We start from the raw sequence: 23,024 nt of genomic DNA, 5'->3' as shown, positions 1-23,024 counted from the left end.
GGAGGGAGCCGCGCGGTAATCCCGGGGCGCGTGAGACGGATGGGGGCGCTCAGCGCGCCAGGAACCGCTCCAGCGCCTCCACCACCAGCCGGTGGTCCTCCACCTGCGGCAGCCCCGAGACCGTCACCGAGCCGACGACACCCACGCCGTCGACCGTGATCGGGAAGGAACCGCCGTGCGCCGCGTACTGATCGGGGTCGAGGCGGGAGGAGTCCTCGAAGGTCGTGCCCTTGGCGCGGAAACGGGAGCCGACCAGGTACGACGCGGCGCCGTAGCGCTCCACGACCCGGCGCTTGCGGGCGATCCAGGCGTCGTTGTCCGGGGTCGAGCCGGGCAGCGCGGCGTGGAAGAGCTGCTGGCCCGCGCGGTGGATGTCGATCGCGATGGGCGCCTGGCGCTCGCGGCCCAGTTCGACCAGGAGCGAGCCGAGCGCCCAGGCGTCGTCGTACGTGAACGTACGGAAGACCAGGCGCCGTTCCTGTTCCTCCAGGTCCGCGACGTCGGGAGCCGGTGCGGGAGTGGACGTCATCAGAGGGTCACCGTCACCTTGTCGAGAGCGGAGCGGCGAGCCGCCTCCAGGACGTCGAGCGCCTCGGCTGCCTCCAGGGCGGACACCGGGTTGGGAGCGGTGCCGCGCACGGCGGCGGCGACGGCCGCGTAGTACGCCGGGTAGTCGCCGGGCAGGGTCTCGACGGCGGTGCCGCCGCCGGTCACCGGGGACTCGCCCGCGCCGAGGCGGCCCCACAGCTCCGACTCCTCGGTGCCCCAGGCGGTGTCCGTGCCGGGGCGGGCGCCGTCGCGCAGCGCCGCCTCCTGCGGGTCCAGACCGTACTTCACGAAGCCCGCGCGCGAGCCGAGCACCCGGAAGCGGGGACCGAGCTGGGCGGTGGTCGCGGAGACGTACAGGTGGGAGCGGACGCCGCTCGCGTGGGTCAGGGCGATGAACGTGTCGTCGTCGGTCTCGGCGCCGTCGCGGCGGACGACCGCCTCGGCGTAGACCTCGGTGACCGGGCCGAACAGGACCAGCGCCTGGTCGACGACGTGGCTGCCGAGGTCGTAGAGCAGACCGCCGATCTCGGCCGGGTCGCCGGACTCGCGCCAGCCGCCCTTGAGCTGCGGGCGCCAGCGCTCGAAGCGGGACTCGAAGCGCCAGACGTCCCCGAGACCGCCGTCCTCGATGAGCTTCTTCAGGGTCAGGAAGTCGTTGTCCCAGCGGCGGTTCTGGAAGACGGAGAGCAGTACACCGCGCTCGTCCGCGAGGGCGGCCAGCTCGCGCGCCTCGGCGGCGGCGCCCGCGATCGGCTTGTCCACGACGACCGGCAGACCCGCCTTCAGGGCGGTGGTGGCGAGCGGCACGTGCGTCTTGTTCGGGGACGCGATGACGATCAGGTCCAGCTCGTCGGCGCGCTCGAACAGCTCCTCGGGCGTGGCGGCCACGCGTACGTCGGGGAACTCGGCGCGGGCCTGCTCCTGCCGCTCGGGGTTCGCGGTGACGACCGTGTCCAGGACGAGGTCGTCGGTGGCGGCGATCAGCGGGGCGTGGAAGACGGAGCCGGCGAGGCCGTAGCCGATCAGGCCGACGCGGAGAGGGGTACCAGTCATGCGTCCCACTTTCGCAACGCTGTTGCCAAAGTGCAAGCGGCGGGGACAATGGACCGTGTGAACAGGACGAAGAGCGGCCCCGGCCCGGTGGGAGCGAACCTCCTCGCGGTGCGGTCCCACAACACCGCGCTCGTGCTCGATCTGCTGCGGGGCGCGGGGGCGGAGGGGATCAGCCGTCTGGAGCTGGCCGAGCGTACGGAGCTCACCCCGCAGGCCGTCAGCAAGATCACGGCGCGGCTGCGGGAGGAGGGGTTCGCGGCGGAGGCGGGGCGCCGGGCTTCCACGGGGGGCAAACCGCGGACGGTGCTGCGGCTGGTCCCCGAGGCGGGGCACGCGGTCGGTGTGCACCTCGACCGGGACGAGTTGCGTACGGTGCTGCTCGATCTGAACGGGACGGTGGTGGGGGAGCGGTACGGGACTGTCGGGCTCGGTGGTGGGGCGGAGGCGGTGCTCGATCTGGTCGCGGCGGAGGTGACGGCGCTGGTCGGGTCGGTGCTGGGATGTGGTGTGCCTGCCGACGCGCCGACGCTGCTCGGGGTGGGGGTCGCGCTGCCGGGACCGCTCGATCACGTCCGGGGTGTACTGCACCGGGTCACCGGGTTTCCCGAGTGGGCGGGGTTTCCGCTGCGGGACGCGCTCGCGGAGCGGCTGGGGGTGCCGGTCGTGGTGGACAAGGACACGAATGCCGCTGCGCTGGGGCTCGCGGCTGGGGGTGAGGGCGGGTCCTTCGCCTACCTTCACCTCGGTACGGGGCTGGGTGCGGGGCTCGTGATCGGGGGGCGGGTGCATCGGGGGGCGCGGACCGGGGCGGGGGAGTTCGGGCACCAGGTGCTTCAGCTCGACGGGCCGGTGTGTCCGTGCGGGAACCGGGGGTGCGTGGAGGTGCTGTGCCTTGCCGCTGCGGGGCGGGGGGAGACGTCCGAGGCGGCGCGGGTGCTGGGTGTGGGGGCGGGGAATCTGGTGGGGTTGCTGGACATCGACCTTGTGCTGCTCGGGGGGCGGACGGTTGCGGGGGCGCCGGAGGTTTATGTGCGGGGGGTGGCGGAGGTTCTCGCGGAGCGGGCTCGGCGGGCGGGGTTGTCGGAGGGGGTGCCGGAGGGGGTGCCGGAAGGGGTGCCTGTACGGGTTGCCTCCGGCGGGGAGCGGGGGGTGGCTGTGGGGGCGGGGCAGTTGTTGTTGGGGTCGGTGTTTGGGCGGGATGGGTAGGTGGGGGTGGTGCCGGGGTTTCCGCCTCGGCTTCGCCTTCGGCGGGGTTGGTTCCCACCCGCACCACCCGTGCGGCTTTCGTTGTCGGGTGCGGGTGGCCCCTGTGGGGGGTTCTCGCCGTCGGCGGCCTTGGGTGCGTGGTGGGGTGGTGCGGTGTTCGCCGCGTGCGGCTTTCGTTGTCGGGTGCCGGTGGGCGCCGTGCGGGGTTCTCGCCGTCGGTGGCCTTCGCGGTGTGCTGCCGTTGGGGGTGGTTGGCGGAGCCGGTTGGGGGAGGGGGGTGCACTGATCGGGGGGAGTTGGTGTGTCGTCCGGGGGTGGGGGGCGGTGTGGTGGGGTTTGTTGGGAAGTTCATATGGTCATGCGATCGTTTTCCCTCGCTTCTCTTCCTTCCGTTTTCTGTCTTGCCTCGGCTTCCGTTCTGCTCCCGTTGAGCCCCTCCGCCGCTTATGCCGCCGCCGGGTGCGCGCCCACCGGGGACGGTCGGACCTTCCCGCTGGAGACCCGGATTCACGGGGGGCCCAACTCCTATGCGGCGGGCGGTGATTACGGGACCTGGTACATCGACCTCACCAACACCGCCAAGGTCGCCTGCACCGGGGTGCACCCGGTCGTCGTCCTCGTGGACGAGCGGCGGGCGCTGAAGCCCGCGCAGCCGAGGATGGATTTCTACGACGGCTCGCGGGCGCGGGCGGTCCGGTTCGTGAGTACCGATGAGCAGGAGCTGATCGGTGTGCTGGAGGGCGACGGGTTCGGGGGGTTCACGGTGGCTCCCGGCAAGACGGTGAGCGTCAAGGTGCGTCTCGCCCTCGCCGCCGACGCCGCCCCCGAACAGGTCACCGCGAACGCCGCCGTCATCCAGCGCAAGGGCGACGACGGGGACTGGGTGGGGGAGTCCAACGCCTACCGGTTCGGCATCACCGACGAGGAGAGCGGCGAGGAGGAGCGGGGTGAGGAGGAGGTGCCGTCGGCACCGGCGATTCCTTCGGCGCCAGCGGTCCCGTCAGCACCGGCGGTTCCGTCGGTACCGGCAGTTCCGTCAGCCCCGACAATGCCGACAGGCGTGCCCGCCGTACCCACCGGCAGCGCCAGCCCCGGTCAGGACAGCACCGGCACCAGCACCGCCGAGACCAAAGCCTCCGGCACCACAAGCCCTCGGACCCCGGCTCCCACCCTCACCGGCGCCGAATCCCCCGGTCCCACCCTCTACCCGACCACCCCCCGCCCCACCCCGACCGCCAAGGCACCCGGCACCGCCGAGACCGCCGACACCGACACCCCCGCCGCCCCCGACGACGTAACGGAGCCGGAGGACACGGAGACCTCGGACGACACAGGGACCTCGGACGACACGGAAGGCACCGACTCCACCCAGGACTCCGACGACTCGGAAGCCCCGGAAACCTCGACCGACCCTGCCGACCGCCCGGAACTCGCCGCAACCGGCCCCACCCCCACCACCCCCCTCCTCACCGCCGCCTCCGCCCTCCTCGCCCTCGGCGCCGCCGCCTCCCTGATCGCCCGCAGGCGCCCCCGCACCCACCCCCGCCGACGTCACTGACCCCGTCACCCTCACTACGCTGGGGGCTGCACCGCACTCAAGCCGGGAGACGGAGACGTACATGGCAGACCGCAAGCCCATCGAGTCGTGGCTCACCGACATGGACGGGGTGCTGATTCACGAGGGTGTTCCGATCCCCGGTGCCGATGCCTTCCTGAAGAAGTTGCGGGAGGCGGAGCGGCCGTTCCTGGTGCTGACCAACAACTCCATCTACACCGCCCGTGACCTGCACGCCAGGTTGCGCAGGCTGGGTCTGGACGTGCCGGTGGAGAACATCTGGACCTCCGCGATGGCCACGGCGCAGTTCGTGAACGACCAGCGCCCCGGCGGCAGCGCGTACGTCATCGGGGAGGCTGGGCTGACCACCGCGCTGCACGACGTCGGCTACATCCTCACCGACCACGAGCCGGACTTCGTGATCCTCGGGGAGACCCGCACGTACTCCTTCGAGGCCATGACCAAGGCGGTCCGGCTGATCAACGACGGCGCCCGGTTCATCGCCACCAACCCGGACAACGTCGGTCCCTCCACCGAGGGCGCGCTGCCCGCCACCGGGTCGGTCGCCGCGCTGATCACCGCCGCCACGAAGAAGAAGCCGTACTTCGTCGGCAAGCCCAACCCGCTGATGATGCGGGCCGGGCTCAACGCGATCGGCGCGCACTCGGAGACCTCCGCGATGATCGGCGATCGCATGGACACCGACGTGCTCGCGGGTCTGGAGGCGGGGATGCGCACCTTCCTCGTCCTGACCGGCGTCACCCAGCCCGACGAGGTCGACCGCTACCCGTTCCGCCCCTCCGAGGTCGTCGACTCGATCGCGGACCTGGTCGACCTGGTCTGAGGTCCGGGACGGGGTCGCGGCGCGGGGTCGCGGCGCGGGGTCGCGGGGCGGGGAACGAGCCGGGGCTCGGGTCTCGGCGCCGAGACCGCGCGCCGAAACCCGCCCGCACCCGAGCCCCACCCGGGTCCCGCCCGGACCCACCCGTTCGGAGCAAGCGCCCCCCTTCCGGGGATGCGGGGGCGCTCCGCTCGGGGGAGCCTCCAGATATCTGGAGGTTCACGATGTGCTCAGCTCGCCTCACTCTCTGTACGTCACTTCTGGCGGCGGTCGCCCTCGCTCCCGCCACGCTCACCACCACCGCCCACGCGGCGGACGGCGGGGTGACCGTGTCCCCGGCCGCGCCCGCACCCGGCTCCGACGTGTCCCTGCGGGTGAACGGCTGTTCCGGCTCGCAGGGCAGCGCGGTGTCGTCCGCGTTCGTCTCCGCCGCCCGGCTGATCGGCAGCGGGGGCGCGCTGACCGGGGACACCCGGGTGCGCACCGCGCTGCAGGCGGGGGCGTACGACGTCACGGTCACCTGCGCCGGACACTCGTTCACCAGCCGGATCAAGGTGGCCGACCGGGCCGCCGGTGACTCCGGCCAGGCGACGGGTCCCGACGACCCGGCGGACGACTCCGGCGAGGAGCCGCTGACCGCCGCCTCGCCCATCGCCCCGGTCCACGCGGGCGGCGGCGGCACGGCGCAGGGCGTCACGGCCCAGGGTCTAGCGGCAGACGACCTCGCGGCAGACGGTCTCGCGGCGGACGGGAAGAGCGACACCCTCTTCGCCACGGTCGCCCCCACCGGCTCGGGTCCCGGCGCCGCGCAGGCGCTGTCCGGGCTGGCTCTCGCGGGCTGCGCGGCGGCGGGAGTCGTCCTTCTCCGGTCCCGCCGGAGACGCGGCACCGACTGAGGGCACGGAACGCGTCATGCCCGATGAATCCACCGCGTCCGGCGAGGGCGCGCACACCTCCGGAACCGGTCGGCTGGTCATGCTCACAGCCTGGGCTGTCCTGCTCCTCGGACTGTGGCTGTGGGGCCGCGAGGCGACCGGACTGCCGGACACCTCGACCGGCGACCTGGCCGGGCTCGGCAGGGCGTACGACGGCACCCCCCTGCCCGCCCCGGCGAAGCCGCTGGACGCCTCGGCTCCGACCCGCCTCGACATCCCCCAACTCGACGTCCAGGCACCGGTGATGTCACGCGGACTGGACAGCAAGGGCGCCATCGTCCCGCCGCCCTTCGACCAGCCGGGTGTGGTCGGCTGGTACGGCGCCGGAACCGCGCCGGGCGCCCCCGGCACCGCGCTGGTGGTCGGGCATGTCGACACCACGACCCGCGCCGCCGTGTTCTACCGGCTCAGCACCCTCAAGCCCGGCGAGAAGGTCCGTGTCGTGCGCGCGGACAACAAGGTCGCGGAGTTCACCATCGACGGCGTCCAGGTGATCCCCCTGACCGACTTCGACGCCGACCGCGCCTACGGCACCCGCAAGCCCGGTCGCGCCGAGCTGCGCCTGATCACCTGCGGCGGCACCTTCGACCGCACCACCCGGAGCTACACGGCGAACGTCGTCGTCTCGGCGTACCTCACCGCCACCGGTCCCTGACCCCGGCCATCCGAAAGCCTCAACTCCCTTTCCTGGACGACCTCGTGGCGTCCGCACCGGTATGCCACGATTGGTACCCGACCGGATGCGCTCCAGGGGGGAATCGCATGTACGACGGCAGGGGGGACCGTCCTTCGGGACGGGCACGGATGTCCGCGATGCTGCTGGGGGCGGCACTGCTCGCGGCAGGGTGTTCCTCGGGGGACGGCGGCGGCAAGGACGCGGGAGCCAAGAACACCGGCGCGCGGATCACCCAACAGCCGCGCGCCACCGACCCGTTCTGGGTCAACCCGGACGGCAACGCGGCCCGCCAGGTCGCCGCCTACGAGAAGGCGGGCAGAAAGACCGAGGCGGACCGGATCCGCAGGATCGCCGAACAGCCCACGGGGGAGTGGATCGGCCCGGAGAACCCCGAGCAGGAAGCCCGCGGCTTCACCGAGGCAGCCGAACGCTCAAGCCGCACCGCCCTGTTGGTGCTCTACAACATCCCGCACCGCGACTGCGGCCAGTACTCGAGCGGCGGCGCGGCCGACGGCGACGCCTACCGCGCCTGGATCGACGGCGTGGCCCGGGGCATCGGCGACCGCCCCGCCACCGTGATCCTCGAACCGGACGCCCTCCTCCACCTGGTCGACGGCTGCACCCCCGCCGAGTTCCACGAGGAGCGCTACGACCTGCTCTCCGGCGCGGTCGACCGGCTCAAGTCCCTGAAGAACACCAAGGTTTACCTGGACGCGGGCAACGCGGGCTGGGGTCACCCCGACCAGATCTACGCCCCGCTGCGACGCGCCGGTATCGCCCGCGCGGACGGCTTCGCCGTCAACGTCGCCAACTTCTACTCCACCAAGGACTCCCTCACCTACGGCAAACGCCTCTCGTCCAAGGTCGGCGACAAACACTTCGTGATAGACACCAGCCGCAACGGCAACGGCCCGTACACAGGCGGAAATCCGGACGAGCGTTGGTGCAACCCGCCGGGGCGGGCGCTGGGCGCCGCCCCGACCACGACGACGGCGGACCCGTTGGTGGACGCCTACTTGTGGGTGAAACGCCCGGGTGAGTCGGACGGCACGTGCAAGGGAGGTCCGAAGGCGGGAGATTGGTGGCCAAGTTACGCCTTGAAGCTAGCGGCGCCCCCAACTCCCTGAAAGGGGCGCGGGGCTGTGTCGATTTGCGGCTCCGCCGCGTGGGCGCGACAAGCCACAGCGCTCCCGCACCCATCCACGAACCCGCGGGAGCGCTATGGAACTTGGACCCACTTCGCCACAGACGGAGTCCCCTGATCGTCATCCACGAACAGCATGTACCACCCCGACGGCACCAGATTCCGACTCGTCGGCACGGTCACAGTGACCCGATCCCCGGACGTCTTGAAGTCCAGCGCGATGGACCGCTGATCCACATCAGTGACATGCGTGGACGCACTCGGCCGGATCAACCGCACCTTCCGAACACTGCGCGCATGCCGAGAGGTGAACGTCCCCGAGTCCCCCCGCGCGATGACACCGGGTCCCCCGCTCAACTCCGGCCGGGCGTCCCGGTAGAGATACGGCGGGCTGTAGACCTCGACCCGCTGCTCGAACACCCCCGGCTTGGTGTTCGCCCTGTCCCCGTACAGCGAGTCGGAGCCGAAGAACAGCACGCGCCCGTCCGGGAGCAGCAGGGAGCCGGAGTGGTAGTTCCGGCCCACCAGCGGGTCCGCGACGCGGGTGAAGCTGTTGCCGTCGGGGTGGTAGAGCCGCGCCTGGTGGATGTTGGAGTCGCCGCGCCCCCGGTAGTCCTCGGAGCCGCCGGAGACCAGCACGGTGTCGTCGGGCAGGATCGAGGACTGCGGATACCTGGTCCCCTTCTCCAGTCGCGGACCGTCCGTGAAGCGCGGTCGCTTGGCCTTGAGATCGATGAGCCGAGTCTTCTTACTGGACAAAGAAGACTCGCCCACCCCGCCCCCGCCGATCACCAGGAACCGCTCGTCCTGGGCCGGAGGCAGCAGCACGGTCCCGGAGGTCTCCAACCGGTCCGGGTCACTGAGCCCGGGCAGATCGGTGAACCTGTTGCTGTCCAGGTCCCAGATGCCGGGCGTGCGCCCCACGTCGTCGGGACCGTAGCCCGCGTTCGACCCGGAGTAGAAGATCTTGCCGTTCTGCAGCAGGAACAGCGCCGGGTAGGTCGGGAACTGGCGGATCTTCTTGGTGTACGTCCACTTCCGGGTCCTGGGGTCGAAGACCTCGTTCTTGCCGGGGACGAGCTGACCGATGTCGTCGAGCCCGGAGACGCTGAGGATCTTGCCGTCGGACAGGGTGGTGAGCGTCGGGTACCAGCGGGCCTCGTGCATCGGGTCGACCTTGATGTACCGCTCGGCCACCGGGTCGAACTCGTAGGCGTCGCGGATGCCTTGGAAGTCCTTCTTGTCGAGCGCGAGCTTCTGCGCGATGCCGTACGTGTTGCGCGCGTCGGCGCCCTTGAGGCCCTGGACACGGTAGTTGTCCTGCGTACCGGTCTCGTACGTGGCGCCGCTGCGCTGCGCCTCGACGTAAATGCGCCCCAGACCGGGGTCGTTGCGCAGGAACTTGCCGGTCTTGCGGTCGAAGACCTTCTTCGCGCGGGCGACGAGCACCGGGTCCTTGGAGACGAACGTCTTGCCGTTGGACCGCCCCGTGAAGCGCGTGCCCGCGGGCAGCGTCATCGGCTTGTCCGGGTTCTCGTTGTGGACGATCATCAGCCCGCCCGCCTTGGTGACGTCGCCCTTGAGCTTCTCGTACCGCTTGGTGCCGCCCGCGATCAGCAGGTTGCCGTTGGCGAGCTGGGTGTGGCCGGTGCAGAACAGGTCACTGGGCGTGGGGATCTTCTTGATCGTGCCCTTGACCGGGTCGTAGAGCCGGGTGTCGAACTTCTTCCGGTCGAAGTTGTCCTGGTTGTTGCCCGACCCGGCGACCAGCAGCACCTTGCCGGTGTGCAGCAGCGCCGCGTGGATGGTGTCCTGGCGGTACTGCTTGGGGAACTCGATGACGTCCCAGTGCCCGTTGGCCGCCTTGTACTCGGGCTCGTTGATCTTGTACTGGTGGTACTGCGCGGTGCCGAAGCGGTAGAGCCAGGGGCCGTTCATGCCCGCGAGCGCGAGCACGACGACGCTGCCCATGGCGAGCCTACGGACCCGGCGGCGACCGGTGTGGTTTCTCATTCGGTACGCCCCCCGAGCCCGCCGAGGGCGATCGGCAGGGTGCCGTCGCGCTCACCGTCCGGCGGTGGTCCGCTCCAGGCGGGGCGGGGGTGCGGGATCTGCCTGGCGGGCTCGGTCACCACCTCGGCTTCGACGACTACCTTGGATCCTGTCACTACCTGGGCCCCGGCGACCGTCTCGGCCTCGCCCATGACCTCGGTCCCCGAGTCCGTCACCCGCCCGACCCCCCGCCGCTCCTGCCACAGCGCATACCGCCACGCGAAGACCGGCGCCGCCGTGATCAGCAGCGCGAACACCGCCCAGGTGATCATCGCCGGATGCGCGTGCCCGAGCGCGAAGCCCGCCGTCAGCGACCCCGCGAAGACGGCGATGAAGAACCAGTGGATGCGGAAGGTCCCGAACAGCGTGTCAGGGCTGGCGGATTCGCCCTTCGGCGTCACCACGAAGCGGCTCTTGCGGCGCAGTACGGCGTCCAGCAGCGAGCGGGCGTAGACCGGCGCGGACAGCGCCGACATCACCATGCCCGCGACCCCGCCGGAGCCCTCCGGCTCGTGCGGGGAGACGTTGTGCCGCCGGTTCCAGACGTACAGACCGATCTGGAGCGCGGAGGCGTTGCCGTAGAGCATCAGCCACACGGTCGGGTCGATGTTCACGCCCGAGGCGCCCAGACCCAGGAACAGGGCGCAACTGAGCGCCGCCAGGATCCAGTTGAGGGCGGACATCGGGTAGAACACGATCATCATCGTGTAGTTGAAGAGCTTGCCGGGCGGCAGCGTGAACAGACCCTTCCAGTACTGCTTGAGGATCGTCTCGTACGTGCCCCGGGACCAGCGCAGTTGCTGGGTGAAGAAGTCGGTCCAGGCGTTCGGACCCTCGCCGACCGCGAGCACGTCGGGCGTGTAGACGGACTTCCACTTGCGTCCGGTGGCGGGGTTCCGCGTCCGGTGCATCTCGAAGCCGGTCGCCATGTCCTCGGTGATCGAGTCGTACAGCCCGCCGATCTGCCGGATGGCGCCGATGCGCACCGCGTTGGAGGTGCCGACGAACATCGGACCGCCGTACCGGTTCCCGGCGCGCTGGATCAGCGCGTGGAAGAGGAACTGCTGCGACTCGGCCGCCTTGGTGACGAAGGTGTCGTAATTGCCGTACACCTGCGGTCCGATGACGAAGCCGACGTCCGGGTCGCGGAAGTAACCCAGCATCCGCTCCAGGTAGTTGGGGAGCGGGACGTGGTCGGTGTCGACGGAGGCGAAGAAGTCGTACGCCTCGCCGTGCGCCTCCAGCCAGGCGTTGTAGTTGCCGTGCTTGGTCTTCGCGCGGTACGGACCCTCGGGGCGGTTCCAGCGCTCGACGCCCTTGCGGCTGAAGTGGTGGACGCCGAGCCGGGCGCAGACCTCCTTGACGGCAGGGTCGTCGCCCTCGTCGAGGAGCCAGACGTGCAGCAGACCCCGGTGGCGCAGCCGGACGGCGGCTTCCAGGGTGCGGGTGACCATCTCCAGCGGTTCCTTGCCCGGCACGAAGGTGGTCAGGAACGCCACCCGGGTGCCGTCCTCGGGCACCACCGGCACCGGGTCGCGGGCGACGAGGGTGGCGTGCGCGTTGGACAGCACGTTCACACAGCGGAAGAACTCGATCAGACCGATCGAGACCAGCATCACCGTGTCCAGGGCGGGCAGCGCGGCGAAGGCGGGATAGTCGCGCTCGGTCCAGTGCTCCGGCTGGAGCAGCCAGCCCAGCAGGACGAGCGAGAGCAGCGGGGCGGCGCCGAGCATGAGCGCCGCGCGTATACGGTGCGGCTCCTGCGCGAGCAGCGAGCGGTAGCGGACGGTGTAGGGCCGGCCGGGCGGCGGCTCGGTCAGCGGTCCGGCGAGGCGGCTGTAGTGCTCGTAGTCGTATCTGGGCAGGTTCCTCCTGATCCTTCGGAACTGGCCGTCCCGGTGCTGGACGGCGCGGAGCCGCGTGGTCCGCGACGGATCGTCGCTCTGGTCATGGCTCTGCCGGGCGCCCTGCGGCGTCGACGTCATGAGTGATCCCCCCACACGCGCGTCGGCGCGTGTTTCGTCGGTCTTCCGCCCCGCCGGTGCCCCCTCGGCCGTCGCGGGACGGTGAACTCCGGTTGACGCGGCATCCCCCTCGGCGCCGCTCGGTCGGCGGGCTCCCCTCCCGCCGGTCGACCACCGGTATCAAACCCCCAACTGCCGTGTTTCCACGGCATGATGGACAACAGGGTTCTACGGCGTCGAGCATGATCGCAAGATGCGAAACGCGGTGTTTACCGGTCAAAAGTGTTCATGTACCGCACAACGCGATCAGGCCCCTCGTTTTCACGAGGGGCCTGATCGTTGTCTGTGCGCCGCCAGGGACTCGAACCCCGGACCCGCTGATTAAGAGTCAGCTGCTCTAACCAACTGAGCTAGCGGCGCCTGCTGACAGAGAAAACTCTACATGACCTGGAAGGGTGCTCCGACCACCGTCGGGGCGGTCCCGGGCGCCCCGGCCTGCGGGGGAGTGGTCGGCGTACATCATTCGGACCGTCAACATGCGCGTCCCGCCGACAGTTGTGAGACTGATCGACGTGCACACTCGCGGACAAATCCACCCCGAATGTGAGGTAGATCGCATGATCGCTCCGGTGTTCGAGGAAATCGAGCCCGTGAGCGACTGCGACTGCCCCGGCTGTGTCCTCGGGCGGCGGACGGCGCCCCGTCCGTCGCCCGGCGGTTTCCACGGCCGCCCGGTGGCGCGGGGTGCCGCGGTGGTGGCCGTGGCGTCCGCCGCGTCCGCCGCCTTCGGGGCCGTACCACAGGCCGTCGCGCTGGCCGGGGAGCACGCCCCGGCCCGTCCCGCCCGCCCCGGCGCCCCGACGGCGGACGGTACGGCCGGCACCCCGCAGGGCGGCACCGCCCCGCTCTTCGGGTCCGGCACCTCACAGCCCCTGACCAGCCGCTCCCCGGCCATGACCCGGACCCAGATCATCAACCGGGCCAAGCTGTGGGTGGACGCGCAGGTGCCGTACAGCACGAGCAAGTACTGGTCCGACGGCTACCGCCAGGACTGCTCGGGCTATGTCTCCATGGCCTGGGGGCTGCTCTCCAACGAGTGGACGGGCAGCCTCGCCCAGTTCGGCGTGAGGATCACCAAGGAGGAGCTGCAGCCCGGCGACATCCTGCTCTTCCACAACGCCGCCGACCCGCAGAACGGCTCCCACGTCGTGATCTTCGGCGGCTGGACCGACTACACCCGCACCGCCTACACCGGCTACGAGCAGACCCCGCCGCACACCCGCCGCCAGAGCACGCCGTACCCCTACTGGAACAACACCACCAAGTACGTCCCCTACCGCTACAAGAACGTCACCAGCGGGGCGTCCGGTTCGGAGCCCACCGGGGGCGCGCTCACCCCCTTCCCCGGCGCCTCGCGCTTCGGTCCGGGCGCGAACAACGCGTACGTCACCCAGCTCGGACAGATGCTCGTCGCGCGCGGCGGCGCCTCCTTCTACACCACGGGTCCGGGACCGGTCTGGGGCGAGGCGGACCGGCGGGCCACCGAGGCGTTCCAGAAGGCGCAGGGCTGGACCGGCTCCGCCGCCGACGGGCTGCCGGGTCCGCGCACCTGGGAACTGCTCGTCACCGGCACCGGCAAGGACATCCCGCCCGTCAAGACGGGCTCGGTGCCCGCCTACCCAGGGCGGGACTACTTCCGTCCCGGCGCGAACAACGTCTACGTCACCCGGCTGGGGCAGCAGCTCGTGAAGAAAGGATTCGGCAGCTACTACGCCACCGGTCCGGGACCCCGCTGGAGCGAGTCCGACCGGCGGGCGGTGGAGGCGTTCCAGAAGGCACAGGGCTGGCGCGGCTCGGCAGCCGACGGCTACCCGGGTCCCGACACCTGGCGCCGCCTGTTCACGTAGCCGCACCGCACTCGCACCCGCACCCGGACGCGGACGCGGAGCCGGACGCCCCCGGCCCGCACCGCCCGACCCCGTCACCCACCCACTGATCCCCGATCTCACCCCTTTGTCATGACGCATCTGGCGCGGAGGCTGGAGGCACCCATGAGCACGACCGCACCGCACACGCACGAGTCCGAGTCCGAGGAACAGCCCGAGGGCGCCCCGGCCCCCACGGGCGCGAACGGCCACCGGCCGCCCCGGCTGATCCACAACGAGGTGACCACCGAGATCCCCGTCCATCTCCTCTTCCGCGACGACCCCGCCCCCGCGCCGGTCCCGCTGAAACCCGCCGTGGTGGGACGCAGACAGGGCACCGGCGAGCAGCCGCGCCTCGCGCGCCCGGCGCCGCGGACCCGCCCCCGCCCGGTGCCCCCCGCCGACCCGGAGCTGGTGGAGCGCCCGGCGCGGGTGCTGCCCGGCGCCGTCGGGGTGTGCGCGGGGCTCGGCGGGGTCGCCGGGTGCCTGGCCACCTCGTGGTGGGCGGGGGTGCTGCCGCCGCTCGCCCTGGAGTCGCTGCGGCTGCCGTCGTACACGGGCGCGGGGCTCGGTCCGGCGCAGTGGGCGGCGTACGCCGGTGCCGGGGCGGTCGGGCTGTTCGGGTTCGCGGGGCTGGCCCGGGGGCGCACCGGACGGGCCTGGGTGCTCGGGATGTTCGGGCGCTACCGGGGCACGGTCCGCCGTACCGGACTGCTCTGGGTGAACCCGCTGCTGCGGCGGCGCCGGGCGGACGTACGGCTGCGGCACTGGCGCAGCGAGGCGATCCCGGCGGCGGACGCGAGCGGGGTGGCGCTGCGGGTGTCGGTGCTCGTGGTGTGGCGGGTGCGGGACACCGCGCGGGCGCTGCTCGGGATCGAGGACCACGAGGGCTATCTGCGCGAGTGCGTGGAGGCGGCTCTCGCCCGGGTGCCGGTGGAGGCGCCGGGCGGTACACGCGGTGGCGCGGACGCGTCGGCGGAGGTGCTGACCCGGCTGGTGGCGGGCGACGCGACCGCAGCCGGTCTTGAGGTCTTCTCGGTACGGCCGCTCCGGGTGGAGTACGCCCCCGAGGTGGCCGCCGCCATGCACCGGCGCCGGATCGCCGCCCTGGACGCCCAGCAGCGGGCCACGATGCTCAGCTCGGTGGTGGACTCGGTGGAGGACACGGTGACCCGGCTGACCGTGCGCGGTCTGGTCGAGCTGGACGACTACGAGCGCAAGGCGCTGGTACGGGACCTCACCGTGGCGTTCTGCTCCGGGCGCGGGGAGCCCGCCTGAGGTCCGCCCGCCCGGGGTGCGCGCACGGTATGGACATGTTCAACTCCCGGTAATAATCTGGCACTTGGTCTAGACCTACTGCACGGCTCAGTGAACTTCCCCCACGTTCTCCCAGGAGCGGCAGCATGAAGACCAAGTTGTCCGCCGCCCTGCTCGTCGCGGTGACCGCGGGAGCCTTCGGGCTCTCCACCACCGCGGCCAGCGGGCACGGCTACACCGACCTCCCGGTCAGCCGGCAGAAGCTGTGCCAGAACGGCACCGTGGCGAACTGCGGCGACATCCAGTGGGAGCCGCAGAGCGTCGAGGGTCCCAAGGGCTTCCCCGCCTCGGGTCCCGCCGACGGCCAGCTCTGCAACGGCGGCGTGAGCCGCTTCGCCCAGCTCAGCTCGCCGGTCACCCCCTCCGGCGGAGCCTGGCCCACGACCCGGGTCACCGGTGGCCAGTCGTACACCTTCCGCTGGCAGTTCACCGCCTCGCACGCCACCACCGACTTCAGCTACTACGTCACCAAGCAGGGCTGGAACCAGAACCACGCGCTCTCCCGCTCCGACCTCAACCTCACCCCGTTCCTCAAGGTGCCGTACAACAACCAGCGCCCGCCGTCCTCCCTCAGCCACAGCGGGACGCTGCCGACGGGGCTCAGCGGGCATCACGTCATCCTCGCGGTGTGGACGATCGCGGACACGGGCAACGCGTTCTACGCCTGCTCGGACGTCACGTTCTGACCTCCGGCCGATCTCTGAGCTTCGCTTGAGTCCGGCCGCGTCGCCGTGCGGGTAGGGTCCGCATGCGCCTGGTGGGCCGACCGGGTCCACCGGGCGCACGAGTCCCGGATCCGACGTACGGGGGGTACGCGCGCCCATGGATTTCTTCGACCTCTGCATGATGCTGATTCTCGGTGTGATAGCCGTCACCGCCGTGGCCCTCGTCCGGCGGGCGCGGCAGCGGCGTGCGGCCTGGGCGAGCGGGCTGACCGCCCGGGCCCGGGTGGTCCGGGCGTGGACGACGGCGCGGGTGGTCAACAACGTGCCGCAGCGGGTGCAGTGGCACGAGTACGACTTCACCACCGGCGACGGCCGCGCCGTCCGCTTCAAGGAGAGCGGAGGTCCGCGCGACCGCGACGAGGGCGACGTGGTCGTGATCCACTACGCCGCGCACGAGCCGGACAAGGCCACGGCCGGTGAGCCCCTGCCGGGCGCGGAGATGGTGAGCACCACCGTGTGGCTGCTGCTCCTCGCCGTGATCGCGGGCTACGTGATCCACGAGTGGGTCACCCTGTCCCGCTTCTGAGCGGCGCCGTCACCCGCGGCTCGGGGTCACGCCTGCTCGTCGTTCGCGTCCTCGGCGCCGACGGCCGGTTCGGGTTCAGCGGGGGCGGTGTTGATCCGCAGGCACCCGTCGTGGCCGAACATCTCGATCAACCGGGACAGGTGGGCTCGGGCCGCGCTGCGGCCGGGGGTGTGGTCGCTCACCGTCGCCCCTCCAGCTCCGCCCACACGATCTTGCCCCAGGGCTTCTTTTCCGTGCCCCACTTGGTCGCCAGCCCCGTCACGAGGGCCAAGCCGCGTCCGCCTTCCTCGTCGTCCTTCGGCGTGCACAGTTCGGGCAGCACGTGGGAGAAGTCCGACACGGCCACGCGGACCAGGCGCCGGGCGGTTGCGGCGCTCTTGGGGTCACGTGGAAGGGTCTCGCTGTACCCGGGGTGTCCGGTCGGACGGGCCCGGGTTGTAGGTTGCGGCATGTCGGTCTGCTCCTTCAGAACGGCCACGCCCCGGGACCGGTCGCACGGTCGCCGGGGCACTGTCCGCTCATGTAAGCGACATGCCAGGGACGTTGACAGGGGCGCAGCGTCCCACTTTCAGCACGCTATTCGCCGACTCCCAGGAACTCCGCCAACGGCCGCAGTCCCGCCGGGTGGTTGGGGAGCGTCCACAGGTCCCGCACGATGGCCACGGCCAACGTGTGGTGCTGCATCCATGTGGGCGCCACCCGGCGCAGGGACTCCAGCGCTTTCACCGCTCCTGCGGCATCCCCGGTGTCCGTGTGCGCCCGGGCCACGTCCAGCAGCAGCCACGTCCGCCAGGACGGCGGGGTGTCCTTGCTCAACCGCATCCCCTTGGCCAGCGCCAAGGCGTCTTGTGGGTGCCCGTACTGCACGGCGAGGCGGACGCGTTCGATGCGGACCGACGACGGGCTGAAGACGCTCACCATGCGGTTGTCGCTGCCCGCAGGCAGCTTGGAGACGCGGGCCGCTTCCTTCTCCGCTTCCGCCATCAACTCCGCCGCACGCTCGTAGTCGCCGCTCCGCGCGGCGGACGTGGCGGCGCTCATGGTGAGGGCGCCCCACACCTTCAGCCCGTCGGCCGTGTCGGTGTGCCCGCCGCTTTCGATGGCTTCGGCCGAGCGGAGGGCGATCCCCAGGGCGTCTTCCAGGCGGCCTTGCCGCTGGTAGGTCCAGGCGACAGAGTTCACGATCATGGGGACCAGGAGCGGGTCCGCGGATTGCTCCGCCGCGCTGATGGCCCGCTCCAGGCTCGTCAGCGCAAGGTCCGTCTTGCCCATGCGCACGGCGACGTGTCCGGCGAGCTGGAGCGCCTTGCCCAGAGCTGCGAAACCGGCCCTACGGTCGTCGTCGCTCCCGGACACCGTGGCGGAACGCGCGTCGGTGATCAGGTCGGGCAGGCTCTTCATCACGGAGTCGAACTCGGCCGCGTGATACCGCGACCACCCGTCCGCGATCTGCTCGCGCAGCCGCTCCATGGAGAAGTCCGGGCCGGTCGGTTCGGGCTGAGGTCCCCACAGCGAGGGCATCACGGCCCGGCGTACAGCGACGAAGCGCGGGCCGTCGCTCTCTCCGCCTGCCGCGACTGCCGGAGGGTCGCCCAGCAGTGTGGTCAGCTCCACGCCCAAGCCGTTGGCGAGAGCGTGCAGCATGGGGAGGCGCGCCGAGTGCTTCCGCCGCTGCTCAAGCTGCCGGATCACATCGACGGACACACCGGAGCGCTCGGCCAGCTCTTCTTGCGTCAGGGAGGCCAGACGGCGCAGCCGACGCAGCGTCTTCCCCAGGTCTTCGTTCGCCACGCCGCCACCGTACGCTGCCGCACCCCACGGGCAGCCGAAGTGCCTGCCGATCCGAAGGGAGCCAAGCCCGATGACCTCCACTGTGCGCTTGCGTCACTACGGCGACGAGGTAGTGGGCTTCGCCTACGGGGCTCCCGCGGCCGAGGGCCGGGAGTGGTGGCGGGAGCACCTGGAGGCGGCACCGGAGCGTACGGCGACGTTCCACGTCTCGGAGCTGATGGTCCGCGCGCCGTGGCGGAAGACGGGCACCGCCGAGCGGCTGCACCGGGCGCTGATGGACTCCCGTGCCGAAGCCCTGGCCGCGCTGCTGGTGGACGTGACCCACCCGAAGGTCCAAGCCTTCTACGAGTCCTGGGGCTACCGGAAAGTCGGGGAGGACCAGCCGTTCCCCGACTCCCCGGTGTACGCCGTGATGGTCGCGGATCTGCCGCTGTCCTGACCGGTACCGGAGCGGCTTCCGAGAACGCCGAAGGCCCCCCGCTCGCGCGAGGGGCCTTCGTTCTGTGCGCCGCCAGGGACTCGAACCCCGGACCCGCTGATTAAGAGTCAGCTGCTCTAACCAACTGAGCTAGCGGCGCGTGACTCTCGCCTTCCGCTCTTCGCGGCTGGCGACAGAGAAAATACTACCCGGTCCCCGGGGGTGCTCGTGACCACCCGCCGAGCGCCTACAGCGCGAGCGACAGCAGTACCGGCGCCGCGCTGCGGTGGAGCGTGTCCGCCGCCTGGCGGAGGCGGTGGGCGCGTTCCACCGGGAGGGAGACGGCGAGGCAGCCGACGGCGGAACCGGCGGTGACGGGGACGGCCGCGCAGACCGTGCCGACCGCGTACTCCTGGAGGTCCAGGACCGGTGCGGTGGGCGGCTGTGCGGCGAGGCGGGACAGCAGCAGTTTGTCGCTGGTGATCGTGTGCGAGGTGAGGCGGGCCATCCGGTGCCGGGACAGATGGTCGCGGCGGGCGCCCGGGTCGAGCTGGGTCAGCAGGCTCTTGCCGACCGCCGTGGCGTGCGCCGAGCAGCGGAAGTCCACCCACTCGTTGACCGCCGGGGCGGCCGGTCCCGCCGCGTACTGGGTGACGTGGACCTCGCCGTCCACGTACCGGCTCAGGTAGACCGCCGCGCCCACCGAGTCGCGCAGCCGGTCCAGGACGTGCTGGATTTTCTCGCGCAGCGCGCGCTCCCGGCCGTGCGCCGAGGTGAGCCGGCGCAGCGCGTCCCCGGTGATCCAGGCGCCGTCGGTGAGCTGCTCGACGTACCCCTCGCGGCGCAGCATGCGCAGCAGGACGGTCAGCCGCTCGGCGTCCAGGCCGGTGCGGCGGGACAGGACGGCGTCGGTGACCCCGGCGGAGTGACGCGCCACCCACTCCAGCACGCGCAGCGCGTCCTGGGCCGAGTGGTACGGGGCGGTCGGCTCGTGCTTCAGCGCCACGGTTTCCCCCTGCGCTCGCTCGCTTGTGGCCGCGAGGTCCGGTCGGGACCGTTTTCCACGATAACGGCCAACGGGCCCCGGAGAGGAGGGGGTTGACAAACTCGCCGGTCCCCCTCCCGGACCCCTCCGAGCTGCGGCGCAGACCCTGTGGCATATGCCGGAGGCATCACCCAACGCCTGGACCTCGGCTTCCCGCGTTCACCCTCCGCGCTCACAGCACCGCGCTGAGGAACTCCCGGGTCCGCTCCTCCTCCGGATCGCTGAAAATCCTCTCCGGCGGACCCGACTCCACGATCCTGCCCTGGTCGAACATCAGCACCTGGTCGGAGATGTCCCGCGCGAAGCCCATCTCGTGGGTCACGCACAGCATGGTGATGTCGGTGCCCCGCGCGATGTCCCGCAGCAGGTCGAGGACGCCCGCGACCAGCTCGGGGTCGAGCGCGCTGGTCACCTCGTCCAGGAGCAGCACCCGGGGTCGCATCGCCAGCGCCCGCGCGATCGCCACGCGCTGCTGCTGGCCGCCGGAGAGCCGGGTGGGCCGGGCGTCGCACTTGTCGGAGAGCCCGACCAGCTCCAAAAGCTCCCGCGCCCGCGCCTCCGCCTCGTCGCGGTCCATGCCGAGGACCTGGACGGGCGCCTCGGTGATGTTGCGCAGCACCGACATGTTCGGGAACAGGTTGAACTGCTGGAACACCATGCCGATCTTCTTGCGCACCTCCCGGATCTGCTTCTCCGGGGCGGGGAAGAGTGCCTCGCCGTCCACGGTGATCGTGCCCTCGTCCGGCTTGGTGAGGGTCATCAGCATCCGCAGGATCGTGGTCTTGCCCGAGCCGGAGGGACCGATCAGGGTCACATGGCGACCGGCGTCCACGGAGAAGTCGAGCCGGTCGAGGACCGTGTTCTCGCCGAACTTCTTGCTCACCCCGGCCAGCCGGATCAGCTCGCCGCCGGGGGCGCTCCCGGCCGGGGTGAGGTCGGCGGCCGTCGGGTTGATGTCAGCGGACAAGGCGTCGCTCCAGGGCTCGCAGGAGAAGGGAGGCCAGATAGGACAGGACGATGAAAGCCACCCCGATCACGGTCAGCGGCTCGGTGAACTGGAAGTGCTGCTGGGAGAAGAGCCGGGCGCGGCCCAGCATCTCCAGCACGGTGATCACCATCAGCATCGGTGTGTCCTTCAGCATGGAGATCACGTAGTTGCCGAGCGCGGGCACCACCCGGCGCACGGCCTGCGGCAGGATCACCGCCGTCCAGGTCCGGCGCCGCGACAGGCTCAGCGCGGTGGCCGCCTCCCACTGCCCGGCGGGCACCGCCTCGATACCGGCCCGGTAGACCTGCATGGTGTACGTCGAGTAGTGCAGCCCGATCGCGACGACACCGGTGGTCAGCGCCGAGAAGGTCAGCCCCCACTCGGGCAGCACGTAGAACAGGAAGAACAACTGCACCAGCAGCGGGGTGTTGCGCACGAACTCGGTGACCGTGCCCACCGGCCAGCGCACCCAGCGCGAGGGCAGCCGCATCAGCAGCGCCCACACCAGACCCAGCGTGAAGGACAGCAGCGAACCGAGCGCCAGCACCTTCAGGGTGACAAGGAGCCCCTGCCAGAAGTACGGCATGAAGCCGCCGACCGCGTTCCAGTCCCAGGTCATGCCGCACCACCCCCGCCGGTGGCGACACCGGTCGTCTGCGCGCGCTTTTGTTCACGCGCCGCCGTCTCGGTCCCCGCGTCCTTGCCGAGCCCCGCCTTCAGCCGCTTCTCCAGCATGCGCATCAGCCGGGTGAGGACGAAGGCGATCACGAAGTAGATGAGCAGCACGTACGCGTAGATCTCCGCGCTCTGCTGGAGCGCGAGCCGCACCAGATTGGCGCTGAACGTCAGATCGCCCATGCCCATCACCGACACCAGCGCGGTGCCCTTGAGCAGCTCGACCAGCAGATTGCAGAACGAGGGGATCATCTCCGGCACCGCCTGCGGCAGCAGGACCAGCCGCAGCCGCTGCCAGGGCGTGAACCCGAGCGCGATCCCGCCCTCGCGCTGCGCGGGGTCGACCGCGTTCAGCGCGCCGCGCACGATCTCCGCGCCGTACGCGCCGTAGGTGAGACCGAGCGCCAGGGTGCCCGCCCACAGCGGGACCAACTGCCAGCCGAAGGCGATCGGCAGCACGAAGAACACCCAGAAGATCATCACCAGCGCCGAGGTGCCGCGGAACACCTCGGTGTACAGCCCCGCCAGGAAGCGGGTGATCCAGCGCTGCCCGGTGCGCGCGACGCCGACCGCGAAGGAGACGACGGTCGCCAACGCCGTGCTGAACAAGAGCAGTTGGACCGTGGTCCAGACGCCCTTGAGGACGAGTATCCAGAGCCCTGAGGTCATCGGCCGCACAGCTCCTTCGCGGTCAGGTCCGTCATCTCGTCCTTGGTGAACCCGAAGGGACGCAGAATCCGGAGCAGTTCGCCGCTCTTCTTCAGCTTGTGCAGCTCGGTGTTGAAGGCGTCGCGCAGACGCGTCTCGCCGGGACGGAACGCGAACGCGCCCCCGTCGATCTGCCGTTGACCCTTCACCACGGGCGCGAACGGCTCGATTGCCTCCGTCTTCGCGGACTTCCTCACCACCTGGCGGACGGTGACCGCCGTACCGGCGAACACGTCCACCCGCCCCGCCTCGACCGCGTTCAGCCCGGCCACCTGGTCGGGCACGATCAGGATGTCGCTCTCCTTGTAGCCCGCGTCCACGGCGTGCTGGATCTGGGCGTACCCGGTGCCGGTCGCGAACCTCGCCTTCTTCGCCACCACGTCCTTGTACGAGCGCAGACCCTTCGGGTTGCCCTTGCGGACGACGAAGGAGTCCAGCATCTGGTAGTCCGGGTCGGCGAAGATGACCTGCGCACAGCGCTCGGCGTTGACGTACATCCCCGCCGCGACCACGTCGAACTGCTGGGAGTTCAGACCCGGGATGAGCGAGCCGAACTCGGTCGGCACGGGCTGCACCGCGTCCACCCCGAGCCGCTTGAAGATCACCCGGGCCAGCTCGGGCGCCTCGCCCGTCAGCCGCCCCTGCCGGTCGATGTACCCGAAGGGCACCTCCCCGGCGATCCCGAGCCGTACGACGCCCTGCGCCCGCAGCCGGTCGAGCAGTTCACCGCCCCGCGTGCCCGCCGCCGGAGCCACCCGGGTGCAGCCCGCCGCGCCGAGCCCGCCGAGCCCGCCGAGCGCCGTCGCGCCGAGCAGCAGCGAGCGTCTGCGCAGGTGTGGCCGGATTCCGTCTCTGCCGTTGCCTGGTGGAGAAGCCATGGCGGCGCCGCTACCCAGCCGATCACGGTGTATGCCCGCCGGTTCAGGACGAG

The 23,024-nt window shown here is 71.0% G+C and carries 22 protein-coding genes, 2 tRNA genes and 1 pseudogene; 11 read left to right on the top strand and 14 right to left on the bottom strand.

What is annotated here, in order from left to right; all coding sequences use genetic code 11:
• Window positions 1-49: 49 nt before the first annotated feature.
• Entirely contained in the window at window positions 50-529 is a 480-nt protein-coding gene (locus IF655_RS17795) for a heme-degrading domain-containing protein (protein ID WP_199585794.1), read from the bottom strand.
• Window positions 529-1,602, bottom strand: coding sequence for a Gfo/Idh/MocA family oxidoreductase (locus tag IF655_RS17790; protein WP_199585793.1), 1,074 nt, complete (start codon window positions 1,600-1,602; stop codon window positions 529-531). The genes IF655_RS17795 and IF655_RS17790 overlap by 1 nt, the downstream gene beginning before the upstream one ends.
• A gap of 48 nt (window positions 1,603-1,650) precedes the next feature.
• Here IF655_RS17790 and IF655_RS17785 point away from each other — a divergent pair, with 48 nt between their 5' ends.
• The 6 genes from IF655_RS17785 (at window position 1,651) to IF655_RS17760 (ending at window position 7,942) form a co-directional block, all read left to right on the top strand.
• A complete protein-coding gene (locus IF655_RS17785; RefSeq protein WP_199585792.1) occupies window positions 1,651-2,808 on the top strand; it encodes an ROK family transcriptional regulator in 1,158 nt (385 codons plus the stop codon).
• A 427-nt stretch (window positions 2,809-3,235) separates the two neighbouring features.
• Complete coding sequence (locus tag IF655_RS31650; RefSeq protein ID WP_199585791.1) at window positions 3,236-4,366, top strand: hypothetical protein; 1,131 nt, start codon at window positions 3,236-3,238, stop codon at window positions 4,364-4,366.
• Window positions 4,367-4,427: 61 nt separating this feature from the next.
• On the top strand, window positions 4,428-5,207 hold the full coding sequence (locus IF655_RS17775) for an HAD-IIA family hydrolase (protein ID WP_199585790.1): 780 nt from the start codon (window positions 4,428-4,430) through the stop codon (window positions 5,205-5,207).
• Window positions 5,208-5,428: 221 nt separating this feature from the next.
• Window positions 5,429-6,100 (top strand): hypothetical protein, encoded by a 672-nt coding sequence (locus IF655_RS17770; RefSeq protein ID WP_199585789.1) that lies wholly within the window; start codon window positions 5,429-5,431, stop codon window positions 6,098-6,100.
• A 16-nt stretch (window positions 6,101-6,116) separates the two neighbouring features.
• Entirely contained in the window at window positions 6,117-6,794 is a 678-nt protein-coding gene (locus IF655_RS17765; protein WP_199585788.1) for a class F sortase, read from the top strand.
• Window positions 6,795-6,901: 107 nt separating this feature from the next.
• Window positions 6,902-7,942 carry a glycoside hydrolase family 6 protein gene (locus tag IF655_RS17760; RefSeq protein WP_199585787.1) on the top strand — a complete coding sequence of 347 codons (1,041 nt, stop codon included), beginning with the start codon at window positions 6,902-6,904 and terminating at the stop codon, window positions 7,940-7,942.
• A gap of 92 nt (window positions 7,943-8,034) precedes the next feature.
• Here the strand turns inward: IF655_RS17760 and IF655_RS17755 are convergent, their stop codons facing one another.
• The 3 genes from IF655_RS17755 to IF655_RS17745 all read right to left on the bottom strand — a co-directional run bounded on the left by IF655_RS17755 (window position 8,035) and on the right by IF655_RS17745 (window position 12,395).
• Window positions 8,035-9,972 (bottom strand): kelch motif-containing protein, encoded by a 1,938-nt coding sequence (locus tag IF655_RS17755; RefSeq protein WP_199585786.1) that lies wholly within the window; start codon window positions 9,970-9,972, stop codon window positions 8,035-8,037.
• Window positions 9,969-11,996 carry a glycosyltransferase family 2 protein gene (locus tag IF655_RS17750; RefSeq protein WP_199585785.1) on the bottom strand — a complete coding sequence of 676 codons (2,028 nt, stop codon included), beginning with the start codon at window positions 11,994-11,996 and terminating at the stop codon, window positions 9,969-9,971. The genes IF655_RS17755 and IF655_RS17750 overlap by 4 nt, the downstream gene beginning before the upstream one ends.
• Window positions 11,997-12,321: 325 nt before the next feature.
• Window positions 12,322-12,395 (bottom strand) — tRNA-Lys (locus tag IF655_RS17745).
• A gap of 197 nt (window positions 12,396-12,592) precedes the next feature.
• On the opposite strand from IF655_RS17745, the gene IF655_RS17740 reads away from it, so the two are divergent.
• The 4 genes from IF655_RS17740 to IF655_RS17725 all read left to right on the top strand — a co-directional run bounded on the left by IF655_RS17740 (window position 12,593) and on the right by IF655_RS17725 (window position 16,468).
• Window positions 12,593-13,882, top strand: a complete 1,290-nt coding sequence (locus tag IF655_RS17740; protein WP_199585784.1) for a peptidoglycan-binding protein — start codon at window positions 12,593-12,595, stop codon at window positions 13,880-13,882.
• 144 nt (window positions 13,883-14,026) lie between these two features.
• On the top strand, window positions 14,027-15,178 hold the full coding sequence (locus IF655_RS17735) for an SPFH domain-containing protein (protein WP_199585783.1): 1,152 nt from the start codon (window positions 14,027-14,029) through the stop codon (window positions 15,176-15,178).
• 125 nt (window positions 15,179-15,303) lie between these two features.
• Window positions 15,304-15,903 carry a lytic polysaccharide monooxygenase gene (locus IF655_RS17730; RefSeq protein WP_199585782.1) on the top strand — a complete coding sequence of 200 codons (600 nt, stop codon included), beginning with the start codon at window positions 15,304-15,306 and terminating at the stop codon, window positions 15,901-15,903.
• 136 nt (window positions 15,904-16,039) lie between these two features.
• Window positions 16,040-16,468, top strand: coding sequence for a hypothetical protein (locus IF655_RS17725; RefSeq protein ID WP_199585781.1), 429 nt, complete (start codon window positions 16,040-16,042; stop codon window positions 16,466-16,468).
• A 26-nt stretch (window positions 16,469-16,494) separates the two neighbouring features.
• Here IF655_RS17725 and IF655_RS17720 read toward each other — a convergent pair whose 3' ends face one another.
• The 3 genes from IF655_RS17720 to IF655_RS17710 form a co-directional block, all read right to left on the bottom strand.
• Window positions 16,495-16,650 (bottom strand): hypothetical protein, encoded by a 156-nt coding sequence (locus IF655_RS17720; RefSeq protein ID WP_199585780.1) that lies wholly within the window; start codon window positions 16,648-16,650, stop codon window positions 16,495-16,497.
• Complete coding sequence (locus IF655_RS17715) at window positions 16,647-16,919, bottom strand: ATP-binding protein (protein WP_199585779.1); 273 nt, start codon at window positions 16,917-16,919, stop codon at window positions 16,647-16,649. Before IF655_RS17715 ends, IF655_RS17720 begins: the two co-directional genes overlap by 4 nt.
• A gap of 125 nt (window positions 16,920-17,044) precedes the next feature.
• Window positions 17,045-18,259: a helix-turn-helix domain-containing protein gene (locus tag IF655_RS17710; protein WP_199585778.1), complete on the bottom strand. Its 1,215-nt coding sequence runs from the start codon at window positions 18,257-18,259 to the stop codon at window positions 17,045-17,047.
• A gap of 100 nt (window positions 18,260-18,359) precedes the next feature.
• On the opposite strand from IF655_RS17710, the pseudogene IF655_RS17705 reads away from it, so the two are divergent.
• Window positions 18,360-18,698, top strand: a pseudogene (locus IF655_RS17705) (GNAT family N-acetyltransferase); the annotation flags it as partial.
• A gap of 65 nt (window positions 18,699-18,763) precedes the next feature.
• Here the strand turns inward: IF655_RS17705 and IF655_RS17700 are convergent.
• The 6 genes from IF655_RS17700 to ehuB form a co-directional block, all read right to left on the bottom strand.
• Window positions 18,764-18,837: transfer RNA gene (locus IF655_RS17700), tRNA-Lys, on the bottom strand.
• A gap of 87 nt (window positions 18,838-18,924) precedes the next feature.
• A complete protein-coding gene (locus tag IF655_RS17695) occupies window positions 18,925-19,683 on the bottom strand; it encodes an IclR family transcriptional regulator (RefSeq protein ID WP_199585776.1) in 759 nt (252 codons plus the stop codon).
• A gap of 211 nt (window positions 19,684-19,894) precedes the next feature.
• Window positions 19,895-20,677 carry an ectoine/hydroxyectoine ABC transporter ATP-binding protein EhuA gene (gene ehuA / locus IF655_RS17690; RefSeq protein ID WP_199585869.1) on the bottom strand — a complete coding sequence of 261 codons (783 nt, stop codon included), beginning with the start codon at window positions 20,675-20,677 and terminating at the stop codon, window positions 19,895-19,897.
• A 1-nt stretch (window position 20,678) separates the two neighbouring features.
• Window positions 20,679-21,329 (bottom strand): ectoine/hydroxyectoine ABC transporter permease subunit EhuD, encoded by a 651-nt coding sequence (gene ehuD / locus IF655_RS17685; RefSeq protein WP_199585775.1) that lies wholly within the window; start codon window positions 21,327-21,329, stop codon window positions 20,679-20,681.
• Window positions 21,326-22,054, bottom strand: coding sequence for an ectoine/hydroxyectoine ABC transporter permease subunit EhuC (ehuC, locus tag IF655_RS17680; protein WP_199585774.1), 729 nt, complete (start codon window positions 22,052-22,054; stop codon window positions 21,326-21,328). Before ehuC ends, ehuD begins: the two co-directional genes overlap by 4 nt.
• Window positions 22,051-22,971, bottom strand: a complete 921-nt coding sequence (gene ehuB, locus IF655_RS17675) for an ectoine/hydroxyectoine ABC transporter substrate-binding protein EhuB (RefSeq protein ID WP_199585773.1) — start codon at window positions 22,969-22,971, stop codon at window positions 22,051-22,053. The genes ehuC and ehuB overlap by 4 nt, the downstream gene beginning before the upstream one ends.
• Between the last annotated feature and the right edge of the window lie 53 nt (window positions 22,972-23,024).

This window comes from Streptomyces sp. DSM 110735 (assembly GCF_016482685.1).
Classification (GTDB): Bacteria; Actinomycetota; Actinomycetes; order Streptomycetales; family Streptomycetaceae; genus Streptomyces.
Note: the sequence above shows the minus strand (reverse complement) of the source record. Positions and strands in the feature narration are given on the sequence as shown.